Genomic DNA, 15,069 nt, shown 5'->3' with positions numbered 1-15,069 from the left:
GTGGCGCGCAGGGGTGGGATAGGGCAGGGACTGAAAGGGGGGGATCGATGTGACAGGTGCAGCGCAACGCGCAGGCTTCTGGGGAGTCCTCGCTCTGCGTGACTTCCGACTTCTGTGGACCGGCGACGCAGTCAGCGGTATCGGAAACGGTGTCACGACCGTCGTACTGCCGCTGATCGCGCTTCGCGAACTGGACGCGAGTAGCTTCCAGATCGGTGTGCTGGCATCGGCAGTGTGGTTGCCGTGGTTGATCGTCGGACTACCAGCCGGTGCCTGGATCGACCGGCTGCCTCGGCGCCCGATCATGATGATCGCGAACGCTGCGTGCGCGCTGTTCTTCGCGAGCATCGCGATCGCCGGCTTCCTGGAGGCGATGACATACGGCCACCTGCTCCTGGTCGCGCTGCTCACCGGTACAGCCACCGTCTTCTTCCAGGCGGCCTATCACTCGTATCTCCCCACGGTGCTCGCCGAAGCGGATCTTGTCGAAGGGAACTCGAAGATTCAGGGCGCCGAGGCCGCAACTCGGGTGATCGGCCCAAGCGTCGGTGGGCTGGTGGTTGCAACTGTCGGGCTCGCGGCCGGTCTGGTTGTCGACGCGTTCACGTTCGCCTTCTGCTTCGTATGCATCTGGCTGATTCGTGTGCAGGAGACCGTCCATCGCGGACAGAATCAGCGAGAACCGTTGCGACGCCAGATTGCGCTCGGACTGCGATTCGTCGCCGGTGATCCGTATCTGCGGTCGATCGTCGTCTACGGCACTCTGCTCAATTTCGGTCTCACCGGGTACTCCACGATCCAGATCGTGTTCCTGGAAAAGACGGTTGGCGTGGGGGAGTTCGGACTCGGGCTTCTCCTGGCGATTGCCGGGGTGGGCGGAATTGTCGGATCGATGATCGCGCGCCCGCTCGGCCGCAGATTCGGCACTGCCCGAAGCGTTCTCACCTGTCAGTTGGTGACGGGACCGTTCATCCTGTTAGCACCTCTGACGACGTACGGTGCCGGCCTGTTCTGGTTCTGCATCGGCGGCATGGTGATGGTTGCGGGCGTCGTGTCGTGCAACGTGGTGCTCGGCAGTTTCCGTCAAAGTTACTGTTCGCCGGACCGCCTCGGACGAGTGGTGGCAACGAGTATGTTCCTGCTGCACAGCAGCATTCCGCTCGGTGCTCTGACGGCAGGCTACCTCGGCGACGCAGTGGGACCGCGCGGGACGATGTGGATCATGGCCTGCCTGATCGCGCCGTGCGGATTGGTCCTGCTCTTCAGCCCGCTCCGCGGGATCCGCGATCTACCGAGTCGGCCTGCAGTCCCACTGCGGTAGAGGATTACTGCGGTAGAGCCGCGGCGGCCTCTTCGCTACGAATCGCGATGCGAAGAGTCGCGAGCATGAACAGCGACACTGCGAAACCGAAAAGCGCGCCGAACTGGTCCTGCGTGAACAGATAAACCTGCGTCACCAGGAGGCTCACGATGAGGGATGCACGCAGGAGCCTTAATGCTCGCAGGTACGGACCTCGGAAGAGGAACCACACTCCCAGAACCACAAGAACTCCGGTTGTGACGGTGGAGATCTGGACCACCAGGTCGGAGACGTCGTCGGCCTCGACGACGTTCTCGGAAACCAACGCGTACATCACCTGGACAATCGCCAGAAGAGCCTGCAGTACGAACAGGGTCAGTACCAGTCGGCGGACGACCCGGTGCCGGAGCAGTTCCTCGGCACGGTGGAAGAACGCGTTGCGGCCACGAGTGATCTTCGATTCGATACCGCCGGTCGGCGGAGTCTGTGAATGCAGGCCGGCTTTGATCGAATCGACGAGGTCGGTGAGGCTGCGGTCTTCGACGCCGTCGAGTACGCGGAGGGCGTGGTTGTACTGAATCTCGTCGAGCTGACCGAGAGCGAGGTCCGAGAGCGCTCGCGCCCCGATGGCGAGCCGATGACGATCATTCATTCCGCGCCGAATCACCACCTCGCGCGCGGCAAGATAGAAGAGAACGAAGACGACGTACATGATCGCGATGGCAGGCTGGTAGAAGTAATCGACGTCGGCGGTGACGAATTTTCCGACCTCGTCAATGAAGAGACCGAACCCGATTCCGCCGACGAGCGTGGCCAGGTCACGCGTGCGAGAGCCTTCGGTGATGGCGGTCGCCACGATGGCTACGGCCATCAGCAATCCGCCCCAGAGAACGTGTGCGATGTGGAGGGCGCCGCCCCCGATCTGGGGATAGCCCGTTGCCGCCAGATAAGCGCGGGTGATCAGCACGGTGGCGATGCCCGCGAACAGGAACAATTCGAAACGAGCGAGTGCCGCGCGGTCGTAACTGTGCGGCAGCGTCAGCGCATTCCGGTCCTTCGTCGTCATTGCGGAACTCCCAGGTTTCGATAGCGCGCGATACGGGAGGACTGGCGATCGGTGTCCGACTCTTCGGCAAGCACGAAGAGTTCGTGCGCTATCGCAGCCCCTACCCTCTTGGAGAATTCCACGGGTTCGTCGGCCGCGTCAGGCGTTTCGGGAATGATCGCGTCGATCACGCCGTCTCGAAGCAGATCCAACGAACGAATGCCCTGCGCTGCCGCCATCTCCGGTGCGTGACTGATGTCGCGATGGACGATCGCGCTTGCGCCTTCCGGCGGCAGGGGAGCGAGCCACCCGTTCTGTGCCGCGAGTACCCGATCGGCGGGCAGCAGCGCGAGCGCCCCGCCGCCTGTTCCCTGGCCGAGCAACACCGACACTGTCGGGGTCTTCAGCGTCACGAGGTCGGCGATGCAACGGGCGATCTCAGGGGCCAGTCCACGTTCTTCAGCTTCTTTGGACAGCGACGCGCCCAAAGTGTCGATCACGAGGACAAGCGGGAGTTGTAGTTCTTCGGCAAGTTTCATGCCCCGTCGCGCTTCCCTGAGCGCGGCCGGTCCCATCGTGGTGAGCGCGGATTGGCCACTGCGGTCTTGGCCGAGCAGGATGCACGGAAAGCCTCGGAAGCGGGCGAGCGAGAGCAAGATCGTCTTGTCGGTTTCACCCTGCCCGGTGCCGCTGAGCGGTACCTGTTCAGTTGCGGCATGGCGGAGCAACTGCCGGATGCCGGGTCGATCGGCCCGGCGCGAGAGCATCACCGACTGCCAGGCGGGAACATCGGGAATCTCGGGTGAGGGAATCGGGTCCGTGGCCGCCGGGGCCGGGGGATCGGTGAGCACGCACAACGCTCGGTTGACCAGCAGACGGAGGCGGTCGACGGGGACGACGCCGTCGATCACGCCGTTGCGATACAAGTTTTCGGACGTCTGGATACCGTCGGGAAACTTTTCGCCGTACAGCGATTCGTAGACACGGGGTCCGAGGAATCCCACCAGAGCACCGGGTTCCGCGACGGTGATGTGGCCGAGGGATCCCCACGAGGCAAAGACCCCGCCGGTGGTGGGATTGCGCAGGTAAACCAGGTAGGGCAGGTGTGCCGCTTTGTGAACAGCCACTGCCGCAGCGATCTTCACCATCTGAACGAAGGCGACGGTGCCCTCCTGCATCCGCGTTCCGCCGGAGGTGGGCGAGGCGAGCAGCGGGAGTTGTTCTGCCGTAGCACGTTCGACGGCGGTCACGATCCGCTCGGCCGCGGCGACTCCGATGGAACCGGCGAGAAAGCTGAATTCACAGGCAATTACCGCGACCCGACGGCCCCGAACCGTACCCACACCGGTGACGACGGACTCGTCAACTCCGCTCTTCTCGCGGGCCTTCGCCAGGTCTTCCGCGTATTTCGCGCCAGGTCCGACGTCGACGGGCGGGGAGTCCCAAGAGGCGAAGCTCTCGGGATCGAGTACCGCAGTGAGTAGTTCTTCGGCCGAGATTCGCACAACGTCCTCCAAGTAAGCAGCACCCCGTCCAGGATGAACCTACCTGGACGGGGTGCTGCCGGGATCGTGTGGCGTCAGTTGTGTGCCGGATAAATCAGCGTCCGAACGCCTCTTTCCACGAAACGACCTTGCCGATGCGAAGGATGGAGCGCTGGTAGATCTTTGCCGCGATCATCGACAGCGCAGCGGTCACCACCAGCATCAGCAGAATCGTTCCCACGATCTGGAACGGAGAAGCAACACCGGCGGAAATGCGCAGGGGCATGAGGATTGCCGAGAACGGCGGAATCCAACTCAACACGTTGCTCAGGGTTCCTTCTGGATTGCTCACCGAAACGAAAGCCACGCTGACCATTGCCATGACGAGCAGCGCGAGAGGCATCGCGGTGGCGTTGACGTCCTCCTGTCGCGAGACCATGGACCCGGCGGCGGCGTACAGCACGGCGAAGAAGAGGAAGCCGAGAATGAACCACCCGAGAGTGCCGAACAGAACGCCGATTGCGGTGCCCGTCACGGTCAGGACGCCCGTCGCCAGTCCGGTGGCGACGCCCGCGACGGCATAGGCAGCCATCTGCATCAGGCCGACAGCACCGATTCCGAGAACCTTGCCCCACAACAACTGCAGTGGACGGAGAGTGGAGAGCAGCAACTCGACGACACGGCTGGACTTCTCCTCGACGACGCCCATCGCCACGTACGTTCCGAACAACAGGATCTGCATGTACAGGAGCACCACAGCAGCGATCGACATCGCTATACGTTGGCCCTGTTCGGGATCCGGGGGATCGATGGCATCGATGGTGACCACTGCGGTGGACGTGGCTTCGGCGAGCTGAGCCGGGTCGATCCCCGCAGCGGACAGCGCATTCGATTGTGCCTGCTGTGCAACGGAACTCTCGATGACGGCCCGCAGATTCGTGGCTACTTCCTTCTTGGTCACGACAGTGACGCCGCCGCCCGATCCAGCGATCACGGCCACGTCGAGGTCGCCGTCCTTGACTTGATCACGCGCGGTGCCGTCGTCGGAAACCTCCGTTACCGTCACGGGATTTCCGAGGGTGTCGCCGATGGACACCATCGTGGCACTGAGTGATTGGTTGCCGACCAAGCCGATCTTCGACTTGTCCTCGTCGCCGCCGGAGAAGAGCGAGAAGGCGATGATGCCGCCGATGATCGCGACCAGAATGATGACGTTGCTGATCACAAAACTCTTCTTCGAGATCTGCGTCATGAATTCGCGTCGGGCGACCAACCCGATGGCTCGACCTCCGCTCAACTGGTTGCTCATGCGGCTACTACCTCTCGGAACAGATCGGTCAGTGACGGACGTCGTAGCGTGAACTCGTGCACCGGTCCGGTTTTCAACGCTGCATGCAGGATCTGCTGATCGTCGGCGGTTCCGTCGACGCTCAGGAGCGTTCGACCGTCGAGGTGGCTCAGTGTGGTGACACCGATCAGATGGTGTGCCCAACCGACCGGCGCGTCAGGGGCGAAGACTTCGATTCGGCCGTCGCCCTTGCCTCGTAGTTCGTCGACGGTTCCGATCTCCCGCATGCTGCCGCGGCTGATGATGCCCACGCGATCGCACAAGCGCTCCACCAGATCCAGCTGATGGCTGGAGAAGATTACGGGAACACCGGTGCGAGCCTTCTCGACCAACACGTCACTCATGACATCGACCGCTACGGGGTCAAGGCCCGAAAACGGTTCGTCCAGAACGAGTACCGATGGGTCGTGAACCAGCGCCGCCGCGAGCTGCACACGTTGCTGATTACCGAGGGACAGGGAATCGACGGTGTCCTTGACGCGTTCGGCGATGCCCAGACGTTCGGTCCACCGCTCGGTGGCCGCGTGCGCGTCGGCCTTCGAGAGTCCGTGTAGCTCGGCCAGATAGGAAAGTTGCGCTCCCACCTTCATCTTGGGGTAGAGGCCGCGTTCCTCCGGCATGTATCCGATAGTGCGACGCACGTCGAGGTCGACGGGTTTGCCGCCGAGGCGAACTTCTCCCGAATCTGCTCCGAGCACACCCAGCGCAATGCGCATCGTGGTCGTCTTGCCGGCGCCGTTGCTGCCGACGAATCCGAAGATCTCGCCTGGGCGCACTTCGAAACTCAGGTTGTCGAGTGCGACGACGTCGCCGTAGCGTTTCGAGATGCCGTCGATCGTGAGGGTGGCTGACATGGGTCCTTCCCATCGGTCGAGTGGTGCGCTTCGGTAATACGGGTCAGAGATCGAACTCTTCCGAATCAATCGGATCCGGGTCTGGATTGGTCCACGAGAGAATCATCGCGGGCGTGCACGCGCCGATCAGCATTGCAGTCAGTGCCAATAAACCTCCCGTGTAAGGCAGCCTCTCTACATTCCACTGCACCGACGAGGTGAAAATGAGGAAAATGGCGACAATGAAGACCAACGTTTGGGTCACGCTGAGCCCGACGGAGCGAGCGTCGTTGCGTTGCTGGATCTCCCATTCGTCCAACGCCTGCCGCGGAGCATCCCCTTGCCGGCCCGACACGATTTGAAGTGAGGACCACGTCGGCAGGAACAGCAGGGTGAGGACCGGCCATGCCACGGCGAAGAGCGGATTGAACAGGCACGCTGTGCTGACGGCAACCATCGTGGTGAACAGGACCGCCAGGGCGACGACGAGTACGCGCCGACGTCGACGGGTTCGCCAATTCGGGAGCCAATGTCGGAACGTCTCCTCGTTCTGCAGGAACCGCCGAGTGCGGTGGGCCTGGTAGCGGTCGATCAGATTTGATTCAGGCACTTGGCTTTTCACTCCCCTCGGTAGTGCGGTCAGATCGGTAGACCTCCGTCGACGGTGCATTCCGGTAGACCTCCGTCGACGGTGCATTCCGGTAGACCTCCGTCGACAGCGGCCCGAACTCCGTCCGGGAGAACACCGCCTCCACCGGGAGGTCGAACACCCAGCAGATTCGGAATGCAAGATCCAGGCTGGGGTAGTGGTCACCGCGTTCGAGTGCCCCCACCGTCTGCGGATTCACGTCGACGAGTTGCGCAAGCTGTGCCCGGCTCATCTTCCGCTCGGCGCGAAGCACTCCGATGCGATTGAAGATGGGGAGCGCGTCTCCCCGCCGGACTGGGCTCATGCATCAAAGTGTTGTAAAAACCCAACAGTTTGTCAACACGAACCGCGATTGTTCCGCTTCTGGGGCGTGCCGGCGGATAAGGTTCGGGCAACGGAAGGGGCTTGGCATGGTGGTCGAACAGTTGGTGCTCGAAGAGTCCGGCCTGGTCGTGCAGGTGCGCGAGGATGGTAGCTACTGCGTGGGACCGCAAGGGCGCGAAGCGGTCTGGCGCGATCCGATGGAGAAGGGTGCAGTCATCGGTATCGGGCAGCACACTCCGGGGGATGTGGAAGGCGAATCGTGGTGGGTCGTGTACGGCCAGTCGGACATCGGGGCGGACGTCACCGTTCGACTCGAGGACGGGTCGCACGTGCCGGTTTCGCGCCTCGGTGAGATCTTCGCCAGTGAATGGGTGAGTACCCCGCAGCAGGCGTTGCTGTACCGGTCCGATCGCCCGGTGGAGTCGCAGCCCACTAAACTGTCTGTGCTGTTCGCCAGGCCGAAGTTCATGCCCAAGGCGGCGTTTCCGGAGAATGATCGCTTGTAGTTGCAGCGAGCTGCCGTCGGGAGGCTGGCAGCCATCTTCTCGAAACATTACGGTACGTACTGTACTGTTTTGGAATGACAACTTGGCCGAACGACCTCGCAGTAGTGCAAGTGCGCGTAGCGCGACCCACCGACAGGCTCGACGACGTGATTGCGTTCTATCGCGACTGTCTGGGATTGCCAGAGCTCTACCGGTTCTCCGGTCATGCCGGGTACGACGGAATCATGCTGGGTCTGCCGGATTCGAACTATCACCTCGAATTCACGACCCACGAAGACGGAAGCCCGTGCCCGGCGCCGACGCAGGACAACCTGTTGGTGCTCTACTTCGCCGGCGAGTCGGCGATGTACGAGGTAGTTCAGAGGTTGGGGGAAGCAGGGCACGAACCCGTCGGCGCCGAGAATCCGTACTGGGAGGAGAATGCGGGGATGACTTTCGAAGATCCCGACGGCTGGCGTCTGGTGCTCATGCCGCGGCCGGTGCTGTAGATGGTGCGCGCCCGCGACGAGCGGATCGACGACGCCGTTCTGGCGGCAACCCTGGAGTTGTTGGGGGAGAACGGATATGCGGAGCTGTCGATCGGTTCGGTGGCGACGAGAGCGGGCGTGCATCGACCCGCCATCTACCGGAGATGGCCGTCGAAGCGGCATCTGGTGGTCGACGTTGTCGTGGCGCACATCGGTACTGATCCAACGCCGGACACCGGCGATCTCAGGGCAGACCTGATCGCCGGCATCACGACATTGGTTGTGGGACTGAGTGAAACGGTAGTCGGTCGGATCTTGCCCGCGTTGGTCGCGGATCTGGCGGCGGACCCGGAATTGGCGCGGGATTTCCAGTCGGCATTCTTTCAGCCTCGACGCGATTCCACTGCGGCAGTGCTGGAATCGGCGCGGCTACGCGGCGACATACGGAGCGACTTCGACCTGGACTTCGTCCTGGACGCGCTGGCGTCGCCGATCTATTACCGAGCGTTGTTCCGTCACCTACCGCTGGACGCGCTCCTGGCCGAGCAGTCCGTCGATTCTGTGCTGCTGACGTTGACTCCCCACGAAAATTCTTGAAGCCGTTTCGATTCAGTTCAATTCGACTGGATCGGGTCCGACACGGCTGTCGGTGTTCAGCGCTGCGATGGCAGCTGACTCGTCGGTATCGAGTGCGAAGTCGAAGATTGCGGCGTTGTCGCGCATACGGGCAGGCGTGACCGACTTCGACAGAACGGTGTGGCCCTGTTCGAGATGCCAACGCAGAATGATCTGTGCCGGGCTCTTGCCGTGTGCTGCAGCAATTTTCCCGATGGCCGGGTCGTCGAGGATAGTTCCCTGTCCCAATGGGCTCCAAGCCTCGATTTCGATGCTGCGACTTCGCGCGTACTCCCGTGACGCGTGCTGTTGCAGTCTGGGGTGCAATTCGATCTGGTTGACGGCCGGGGTGGTCGCGCTGTGCTGGGCCAGCAGTTCGAGGTGCTCGGGCAGGAAGTTGGACACGCCGATCGCACGGGTGCGGCCGGAGGCGAGAATTTGCTCGAATGCCGCCCAGGTCTCGACGAACAGGCCCTTTGCCGGCGCGGGCCAGTGAATCAGATAGAGGTCGACGTAGTCGAGTCCGAGCTTGTCGAGGCTGGTGTCGAAAGCGGCGAGTGTTCGGTCGTGGCCCTGATCGTCATTCCACAGCTTGGTGGTGACGAACAGCTCTGACCTAGGGATATCCGAACCTGCGATGGCGCGGCCGACTCCGGCTTCATTTCCGTAGATCGCGGCCGTGTCGATGTGGCGGTAGCCGATCTCGAGAGCTGCGGCAGTGACCTCTTCGGTCTGTGCGTCCGGTACCTGGAAAACGCCGTACCCGAGTTGCGGGATGGTGATCGGCTCGCCGGTGGTTCCGTGAGTCAGTGTGCGGTCGGGGATCGACAACATTGAAGAGTGCCTTTCGGGACTGGGATGTGGCAGCTCGACGGGGGATCATGTCATCCGCGGGCCACCTATGCCGCGCATGCAACTATTGCGTGCGCCTGATAAATAGTTGCACACGCGGGTTGTCTGCGCAAGCAGAGTCGATCGGCTACTCCTCGAAGAGCTGTCCGTTCTCCATTCGCCACCGGCGCGTGCTTCGGGTGGACTGCAGCATGCGTCGATCGTGAGTGACCAGAAGGAGGGTTCCCTCGAACGACTCCATTGCCTGCTCGAGCTGTTCGATCGCCGGAAGGTCGAGATGGTTCGTCGGCTCGTCCAGTACCAGTAGGTTCACGCCGCGAGCCTGGAGCAAAGCAAGTGCAGCCCTTGTTCTCTCGCCGGGGGACAGGGAAGCGGCAGATCTGAGTACGTGGTGTCCGCGCAGGCCGAACTTGGCGAGGAGAGTGCGGACATCGGCATCGGGCCAGTCCGGAACCTGCGCACCGAAGGCCTCCACGACTGGTTGATCACCTTCGAACAATCCACGCGCCTGATCGATCTCACCGATCGCGACACCGGAACCCAGCGACGCGATGCCCTCGTCCGGGACGAGTTTGCCGAGCAGGACGTTCAGGAGGGTGGTCTTGCCTGCCCCGTTCGCGCCCGTGACGAGAATCCGATCGCCCCAGTCGATCTGCGTCGTGACCGGACCGAACGTGAACTGACCGCGAGTTACCTTGGCGCCGTTCGTGGTTGCGACAACGGAACCGGACCGCGGCGCCGCCGCGATCTCCATGCGAAGTTCCCACTCCTTGCGCGGTTCCTCGACCACTTCGAGTCGCTCGATGCGGCGTTGAGTCTGGCGGGCCTTCGCGGCTTGCTTCTCCGTCGACTCGGTCCGCAATCCGCGTCCGATCTTGTCGTTGTCCTTGGCTTTACGACGCGCGTTGCGGACGCCGTGTTCCATCCAGTTGCGCTGCATCTGTGCGCGATCTTCGAGATCGGAGCGGGTGCCTGCGTATTCCTCGAACGCCTCGCGTGCGTGCTGGCGGGCGATCTCGCGTTCGGCGAGGTACGACTCGTAGCCGCCGTCGTACACGGCGATGTCCTGTTGTGCCAGATCGAGTTCCACGATTCCGGTGACGGTGCGCGAGAGGAACTCGCGATCGTGGCTCACGACAACCAGTGCTGCGCGCGTCTCGGCGACAAATCGCTCCAACTGCTCGAGACCGCGTAGGTCGAGATCGTTGGTGGGCTCGTCCAACAAGAGAATGTCGTAGCGCGAAAGCAACAGTGACGCGAGGCCGGCGCGCGCGGCCTGACCGCCGGACAATGCCGTCATATGTGCATCGAGTGGAACTCCGAGACCGAGTTCTTCGACCACCTTCTCGGCGCGCTCGAGCAGGTCGGCGCCGCCGAGAGCGAGCCAGCGTTCCAGTGCCGGGGAGTACAGATCCTCTTCGGCTTCGGCCAGGGTTTCGGCTGCGGCGTTCATGACTTCCTCGGCGTGGGCGACGCCGGTGCGGCGGCCGAGGAACTCGAGGACGGTCTCACCCTCGATGCGATCGGGTTCCTGCGCGAGGTAACCGACCGCAGCATCCGGCGGGCTGAGGATGATCGAACCTTCGACGTCGGCAGTTCCGATTCCGGCCAGTGCGGTGAGAAGCGTCGACTTGCCGGCGCCGTTCGCGCCGACGAGGCCGATGACGTCGCCGGGGGCAACGGTGAGATCGAGGTCGGAGAACAGGGTGCGTTCTCCCCGGGAAGCAGAGAGGCCGCTGATGCGCAGTGTTGCAGTCACCTGAGAAGTATCCCCGGTGCTGTGCGCCTTTATTAACCGCGGGCGGTTAATAAAGGCGCACAGCAGTCAGCCACGGACCAGGTGATACCAGCACGGATGTGCCGCACGGACCGGAAGTGGCGATTCACTCACGTCCGCGGCCATGCTCGAGGCCATCGACCAACCGTCGAATGCTCGCATGACGTCCTCCTCCGAGACGCCGTGTGGCATCGGCCAACGGTGCCCCGGTCCGAATGCGAACATCACCATGGACGCCCCGGGTGCGGTGATCGCGTTTACGGATCTCCCGTAGTCCCGTCGTTGATGATCGGTGAGCCCGTGAAAACAGCCGATGTCGAGCACCAGCATGTGCCCGCCGTCGACAGCAATGTGCAGGTCTGCCGCGTCCTCGTGGAGGAACCGGACGTCGACGTGTGCTTCACGCGCGTGTATGCGCGCTTTGTCCAGCGGTTCCTGTTCGGCGTCGACGCCGGTGACGTGCCACCCGCGTTGCGCCAGCTCGATGGAATGGCGTCCGGTGCCGCAACCGATATCGAGTGCACGGCCACCTTCCGGGACGGGAATCGCATCCAGAAGGCCGGACAGTTGAGCGTCGAACCCGTGCCCGGTGTGCTCCCACGGAGTGACACCGACCTTGTAGGCGAGACGATATGAAAGATTCATCGCTCTCTCTTTTCTCGAGGCGATTCCAATACTTGTCTTCCAAGGTAGACCGGCATTTCGGGCGGTACAAGGGCACTGCCCGGAGGTTCGGCGGGGAATGCCTCCCGGCCCTCGCGCGTTGGATCCATATATGACCGAGACCAACGATGTGACCTCTGTACCGACCATTGTTCTGAACGACGGTAAGACGATCCCCGCACTCGGATTCGGTGTGTTCCAGGTTCCGGACGACGAGACGCAGGAGGCCGTCTCCACAGCCCTGAAGACCGGCTACCGCAGTATCGACACCGCCAAGATCTACGGCAACGAGGTGGGCGTCGGCCGCGCGATCGCCGAATCCGGCATCGCCCGCGAAGACCTCTACATCACGACAAAACTGTGGAACGACGACCAAGGCTACGACTCGACGCTTGCGGCATTCGACGCCAGCCTCGACAAGTTGGGTCTCGAGTACCTCGACCTGTACCTGATCCACTGGCCGGTTCCGTCCAAGGACCTGTACGTCGAGACGTTCAAGGCATTCCAGAAGCTCAAGGCCGACGGACGGGTTCGATCCATCGGTGTCTCCAACTTCACCATCGAGAACCTCGAGCGTGTCATCGGTGAAACCGGTGAGGTGCCGGTCCTCAACCAGATCGAGCTTCACCCCAAGTTCAACCAAGCCGAACTGCGCGCCTTTCACACCGGCAAGGGAATCGCGACGGAAGCGTGGAGCCCGCTCGGACAGGGAACCGTTCTCGGCGACCCCGTCATCACCGCTATCGCCGACGCTCATGGCGTCACCGCGGCTCAGGTGATCATTCGCTGGCACCTGCAGATCGGAAACGTGGTGATTCCGAAGTCGGTGACCCCCGAACGTATCGCCGCCAACTTCGATGTCTTCGGATTCGAACTGACACCGGAACAGATCAACGCAATCGGTGCTCTCGACGACCCGGCCGGCCGCATCGGCCCCGACCCGGTCACGCTCGGCAGCTAGTACTTCCGGCAGACCCACAAACGGCACTCCCACAATTGCGGGAGTGCCGTTTTGTCGTGCGAGGTCAGTTCAGGTGTGTGCGATGTTCTGCGGTGAATGCGATGTGCTCGTCCGCGCGTCCGGTGCGGAGCTTCTCGACCCACTCGGGATCGGCGAGCAGCGCGCGCCCGATGGCAACCATGTCGAATTCACCCCTCTCGTACTGAGCTTCGAGACGCTCCAGTCCGGTGACAGCAGATGCAGCTTCGCCGGTGAATGCCGTCGTGAACACGGAATCGAGTCCGACCGAACCGACGGTGATGGTCGGCAACCCGGTCAGCTTCTTCGTCCAACCGGCGAGGCCGAGTGTGCCGTCTTCACCGTCGAGTTCAGCGAATGCCGGTTCCCAATGACGCCTCGTGGACGGATGCAGAACGTCGACGCCGGCGTCGACCAGGGGAGTGAGGATGCGGCCGAGTTCTGCCGGGCTCTGGGCGATACGAGCGTCGTAATGGCCGGACTTCCACTGCGAGAATCGGTAGACGATCGCGAACTCGTCCCCGACGGCCTCTCGGATTGCGGCGACGACCTCGGCCGGGAAACGGGTGCGGGCCTCGAGTGATCCGCCGTAGCCGTCGGTTCGGACATTGGTTCCCGCCCAGAGAAATTCGTCGAGCAGGTAGCCATGTGCTCCGTGCAACTCGAGACCGTCGAACCCGGTGTTCTTCGCGTTGAGTGCGGCGTCGACCCACGACTGCTTCAAGTTGTCGAGGTCAGAGGTGGTGAATTCTCGTCCCAGGCGGGTGCCGTCCAGTGCCAGGCCGGAGGGGCTGACGGTTTCGACCTCGGGGTTCAGGCGCGAGTTCTCGCCGCGTTCGACTCCGAGGTGCCACAGCTGAGGAATGATCGATCCGCCTTCGGCGTGGACGGCGTCGACAACCGACTTCCAGCCACCCAGGCTCGAATCGCCGTAGATGCGCGGTACGCGGGTGTGCGGGCCGGCTGCCGGGTCCGGGATGTACGTGCCTTCGGTGATGATCAAGCCGACACCCCCTGCTGCGCGACGACGGTAGTACTCGGCTACGTCGGCGCCGGGGATTCCGTCCGGCGAGAAGGCGCGCGTCATCGGGGCCATGGCGAAACGGTTACGCAACGAGAGTGATTTGACCTCGAAAGGCTCGAAGAGGCCGCGCAACGCGGAGGCCTCGGGTGCTGTCGATGTGTCGGGAAGAGTCACGGGTTTGTTCAACGCGGCGGACCCTCGACCTATTCCGCCGCCTGACTTTATCTCACCGAAATCTGCAAAAGGTTGCGTACGTTCGGTTTTCGATAGTTGCTCACGTCGACCACACTTAGTTTGTGCATTAACTATTAACATGCGATATGGTCGTGCGGAAAGTTCTTGAGGCGGTATCGAGCACGAAAGAGGACGCGCGAGCATGACGACAACGGTGCCGGACGAGCGGACCGGAGAGTTGGAGCCGATTCCGGAGCGGCCGTACCCGAAGCGCCGTGATCCCAAGGGGTCGTGGATGTTCGACATGATCAAGACCACCGATCACAAGAAGATCGGGATCATGTACATGATCACGGCTTTCGTGTTCTTCCTGATCGGCGGCCTGATGGCCCTGTTCATGCGTGCGGAACTGGCTGTCCCCGGGATGCAGTTCCTCTCGAACGAGCAGTTCAACCAGTTGTTCACCATGCACGGCACGATCATGTTGCTGCTGTACGCGACGCCCGTCGTTTTCGGCTTCGCGAACTACATACTTCCGCTGCAGATCGGTGCCCCGGACGTGGCGTTCCCGCGTCTGAACGCATTCGGATTCTGGCTCTTCACTTTTGGTGGTCTCATCGTTCTCGGCGGATTCCTCACGCCGGGCGGCGCTGCCGACTTCGGTTGGACCGCGTACACCCCGTTGTCGGGCGCGGTGCACAGTCCCGGCGTCGGCGCCGACCTGTGGGTCTTCGGTCTGACGGTCGGTGGCCTCGGCACCATTCTCGGTGCGGTCAACATGATCACCACCGTGATCTGCCTGCGCGCACCAGGTATGACGATGTTTCGGATGTCCATCTTCACGTGGAACATCTTCATCACCAGCATTCTGATCTTGATGGCGTTCCCGCTCTTGACCGCTGCGTTCATGGGTCTGTTCGTCGACCGTCATCTCGGTGGGCACATCTTTGACCCGGCGTCGGGTGGAGTTCTGTTGTGGCAGCACCTGTTCTGGTTCTTCGGTCACCCCGAGGTGTACATCATCGCGCT

Annotated in this window: 16 protein-coding genes; 6 read left to right on the top strand and 10 right to left on the bottom strand. The window is 62.5% G+C overall.

Annotated elements, in window-relative coordinates; translation table 11 throughout:
• The first annotated feature begins 49 nt into the window (after nt 1-49).
• The gene (locus tag QRN54_RS10240; protein WP_285181944.1) at nt 50-1,321 is read left to right on the top strand and encodes an MFS transporter; all 1,272 of its coding nucleotides are present in this window, start codon (nt 50-52) and stop codon (nt 1,319-1,321) included.
• Nucleotides 1,322-1,325: 4 nt separating this feature from the next.
• Here QRN54_RS10240 and QRN54_RS10235 read toward each other — a convergent pair whose 3' ends face one another.
• From QRN54_RS10235 to QRN54_RS10210, 6 genes are all read right to left on the bottom strand, one after another.
• Nucleotides 1,326-2,366, bottom strand: coding sequence for a hypothetical protein (locus tag QRN54_RS10235; protein WP_285181942.1), 1,041 nt, complete (start codon nt 2,364-2,366; stop codon nt 1,326-1,328).
• Nucleotides 2,363-3,850 carry an acetyl-coenzyme A carboxylase carboxyl transferase subunits beta/alpha gene (locus QRN54_RS10230; RefSeq protein WP_285181940.1) on the bottom strand — a complete coding sequence of 496 codons (1,488 nt, stop codon included), beginning with the start codon at nt 3,848-3,850 and terminating at the stop codon, nt 2,363-2,365. Before QRN54_RS10230 ends, QRN54_RS10235 begins: the two co-directional genes overlap by 4 nt.
• Before the next feature lie 94 nt (nt 3,851-3,944).
• Nucleotides 3,945-5,138, bottom strand: a complete 1,194-nt coding sequence (locus QRN54_RS10225) for an ABC transporter permease (protein ID WP_007733417.1) — start codon at nt 5,136-5,138, stop codon at nt 3,945-3,947.
• A complete protein-coding gene (locus tag QRN54_RS10220; RefSeq protein ID WP_003939757.1) occupies nt 5,135-6,031 on the bottom strand; it encodes an ABC transporter ATP-binding protein in 897 nt (298 codons plus the stop codon). Before QRN54_RS10220 ends, QRN54_RS10225 begins: the two co-directional genes overlap by 4 nt.
• A 43-nt stretch (nt 6,032-6,074) precedes the next feature.
• Nucleotides 6,075-6,620: a hypothetical protein gene (locus QRN54_RS10215; RefSeq protein WP_003939943.1), complete on the bottom strand. Its 546-nt coding sequence runs from the start codon at nt 6,618-6,620 to the stop codon at nt 6,075-6,077.
• The gene (locus tag QRN54_RS10210) at nt 6,613-6,963 is read right to left on the bottom strand and encodes a helix-turn-helix transcriptional regulator (protein WP_042952669.1); all 351 of its coding nucleotides are present in this window, start codon (nt 6,961-6,963) and stop codon (nt 6,613-6,615) included. Before QRN54_RS10210 ends, QRN54_RS10215 begins: the two co-directional genes overlap by 8 nt.
• A 106-nt stretch (nt 6,964-7,069) precedes the next feature.
• Between QRN54_RS10210 and QRN54_RS10205 the strand changes: the two genes are divergently transcribed.
• The 3 genes from QRN54_RS10205 (at nt 7,070) to QRN54_RS10195 (ending at nt 8,553) form a co-directional block, all read left to right on the top strand.
• Nucleotides 7,070-7,489, top strand: coding sequence for a hypothetical protein (locus QRN54_RS10205; protein WP_007733415.1), 420 nt, complete (start codon nt 7,070-7,072; stop codon nt 7,487-7,489).
• 74 nt (nt 7,490-7,563) lie between these two features.
• Entirely contained in the window at nt 7,564-7,977 is a 414-nt protein-coding gene (locus tag QRN54_RS10200; protein ID WP_021332241.1) for a VOC family protein, read from the top strand.
• Nucleotides 7,978-8,553, top strand: a complete 576-nt coding sequence (locus QRN54_RS10195; protein WP_054827331.1) for a TetR/AcrR family transcriptional regulator — start codon at nt 7,978-7,980, stop codon at nt 8,551-8,553.
• A gap of 12 nt (nt 8,554-8,565) precedes the next feature.
• On the opposite strand, the gene QRN54_RS10190 is transcribed toward QRN54_RS10195, so the two are convergent.
• The 3 genes from QRN54_RS10190 to QRN54_RS10180 all read right to left on the bottom strand — a co-directional run bounded on the left by QRN54_RS10190 (nt 8,566) and on the right by QRN54_RS10180 (nt 11,845).
• Nucleotides 8,566-9,405 carry an aldo/keto reductase gene (locus tag QRN54_RS10190; protein WP_054827330.1) on the bottom strand — a complete coding sequence of 280 codons (840 nt, stop codon included), beginning with the start codon at nt 9,403-9,405 and terminating at the stop codon, nt 8,566-8,568.
• 145 nt (nt 9,406-9,550) lie between these two features.
• Nucleotides 9,551-11,182, bottom strand: coding sequence for an ABC-F family ATP-binding cassette domain-containing protein (locus QRN54_RS10185; RefSeq protein ID WP_030535395.1), 1,632 nt, complete (start codon nt 11,180-11,182; stop codon nt 9,551-9,553).
• A 66-nt stretch (nt 11,183-11,248) separates the two neighbouring features.
• The gene (locus QRN54_RS10180; RefSeq protein ID WP_030535396.1) at nt 11,249-11,845 is read right to left on the bottom strand and encodes a class I SAM-dependent methyltransferase; all 597 of its coding nucleotides are present in this window, start codon (nt 11,843-11,845) and stop codon (nt 11,249-11,251) included.
• Between the two features lie 130 nt (nt 11,846-11,975).
• Here QRN54_RS10180 and QRN54_RS10175 point away from each other — a divergent pair, with 130 nt between their 5' ends.
• On the top strand, nt 11,976-12,824 hold the full coding sequence (locus QRN54_RS10175; RefSeq protein ID WP_037128502.1) for an aldo/keto reductase: 849 nt from the start codon (nt 11,976-11,978) through the stop codon (nt 12,822-12,824).
• Nucleotides 12,825-12,888: 64 nt separating this feature from the next.
• Here the strand turns inward: QRN54_RS10175 and QRN54_RS10170 are convergent, their stop codons facing one another.
• On the bottom strand, nt 12,889-14,040 hold the full coding sequence (locus tag QRN54_RS10170) for an NADH:flavin oxidoreductase (protein ID WP_054188856.1): 1,152 nt from the start codon (nt 14,038-14,040) through the stop codon (nt 12,889-12,891).
• Nucleotides 14,041-14,242: 202 nt separating this feature from the next.
• On the opposite strand from QRN54_RS10170, the gene QRN54_RS10165 reads away from it, so the two are divergent.
• The coding region (locus QRN54_RS10165; RefSeq protein WP_285181929.1) for a cbb3-type cytochrome c oxidase subunit I at nt 14,243-15,069 on the top strand (827 nt) is incomplete at its 3' end.

Origin of the sequence: Rhodococcus sp. MEB032, assembly GCF_030208925.1 — a bacterium.
GTDB classification, from domain to species: domain Bacteria; phylum Actinomycetota; class Actinomycetes; order Mycobacteriales; family Mycobacteriaceae; genus Rhodococcus_F; species Rhodococcus_F qingshengii.
Note: the sequence above shows the minus strand (reverse complement) of the source record. Positions and strands in the feature narration are given on the sequence as shown.

What these genes read in the sequence shown, in the direction of transcription:
- QRN54_RS10235 (WP_285181942.1), bottom strand. Translation starts at nt 2,366, where the DNA reads ATGACGACGAAGGACCGGAATGCGCTGACGCTGCCGCACAGTTACGAC.
- QRN54_RS10225 (WP_007733417.1), bottom strand. Translation starts at nt 5,138, where the DNA reads ATGAGCAACCAGTTGAGCGGAGGTCGAGCCATCGGGTTGGTCGCCCGA.
- QRN54_RS10220 (WP_003939757.1), bottom strand. Translation starts at nt 6,031, where the DNA reads ATGTCAGCCACCCTCACGATCGACGGCATCTCGAAACGCTACGGCGAC.
- QRN54_RS10210 (WP_042952669.1), bottom strand. Translation starts at nt 6,963, where the DNA reads ATGAGCCCAGTCCGGCGGGGAGACGCGCTCCCCATCTTCAATCGCATC.
- QRN54_RS10205 (WP_007733415.1), top strand. Translation starts at nt 7,070, where the DNA reads ATGGTGGTCGAACAGTTGGTGCTCGAAGAGTCCGGCCTGGTCGTGCAG.
- QRN54_RS10200 (WP_021332241.1), top strand. Translation starts at nt 7,564, where the DNA reads ATGACAACTTGGCCGAACGACCTCGCAGTAGTGCAAGTGCGCGTAGCG.
- QRN54_RS10195 (WP_054827331.1), top strand. Translation starts at nt 7,978, where the DNA reads ATGGTGCGCGCCCGCGACGAGCGGATCGACGACGCCGTTCTGGCGGCA.
- QRN54_RS10190 (WP_054827330.1), bottom strand. Translation starts at nt 9,405, where the DNA reads ATGTTGTCGATCCCCGACCGCACACTGACTCACGGAACCACCGGCGAG.
- QRN54_RS10180 (WP_030535396.1), bottom strand. Translation starts at nt 11,845, where the DNA reads ATGAATCTTTCATATCGTCTCGCCTACAAGGTCGGTGTCACTCCGTGG.
- QRN54_RS10175 (WP_037128502.1), top strand. Translation starts at nt 11,976, where the DNA reads ATGACCGAGACCAACGATGTGACCTCTGTACCGACCATTGTTCTGAAC.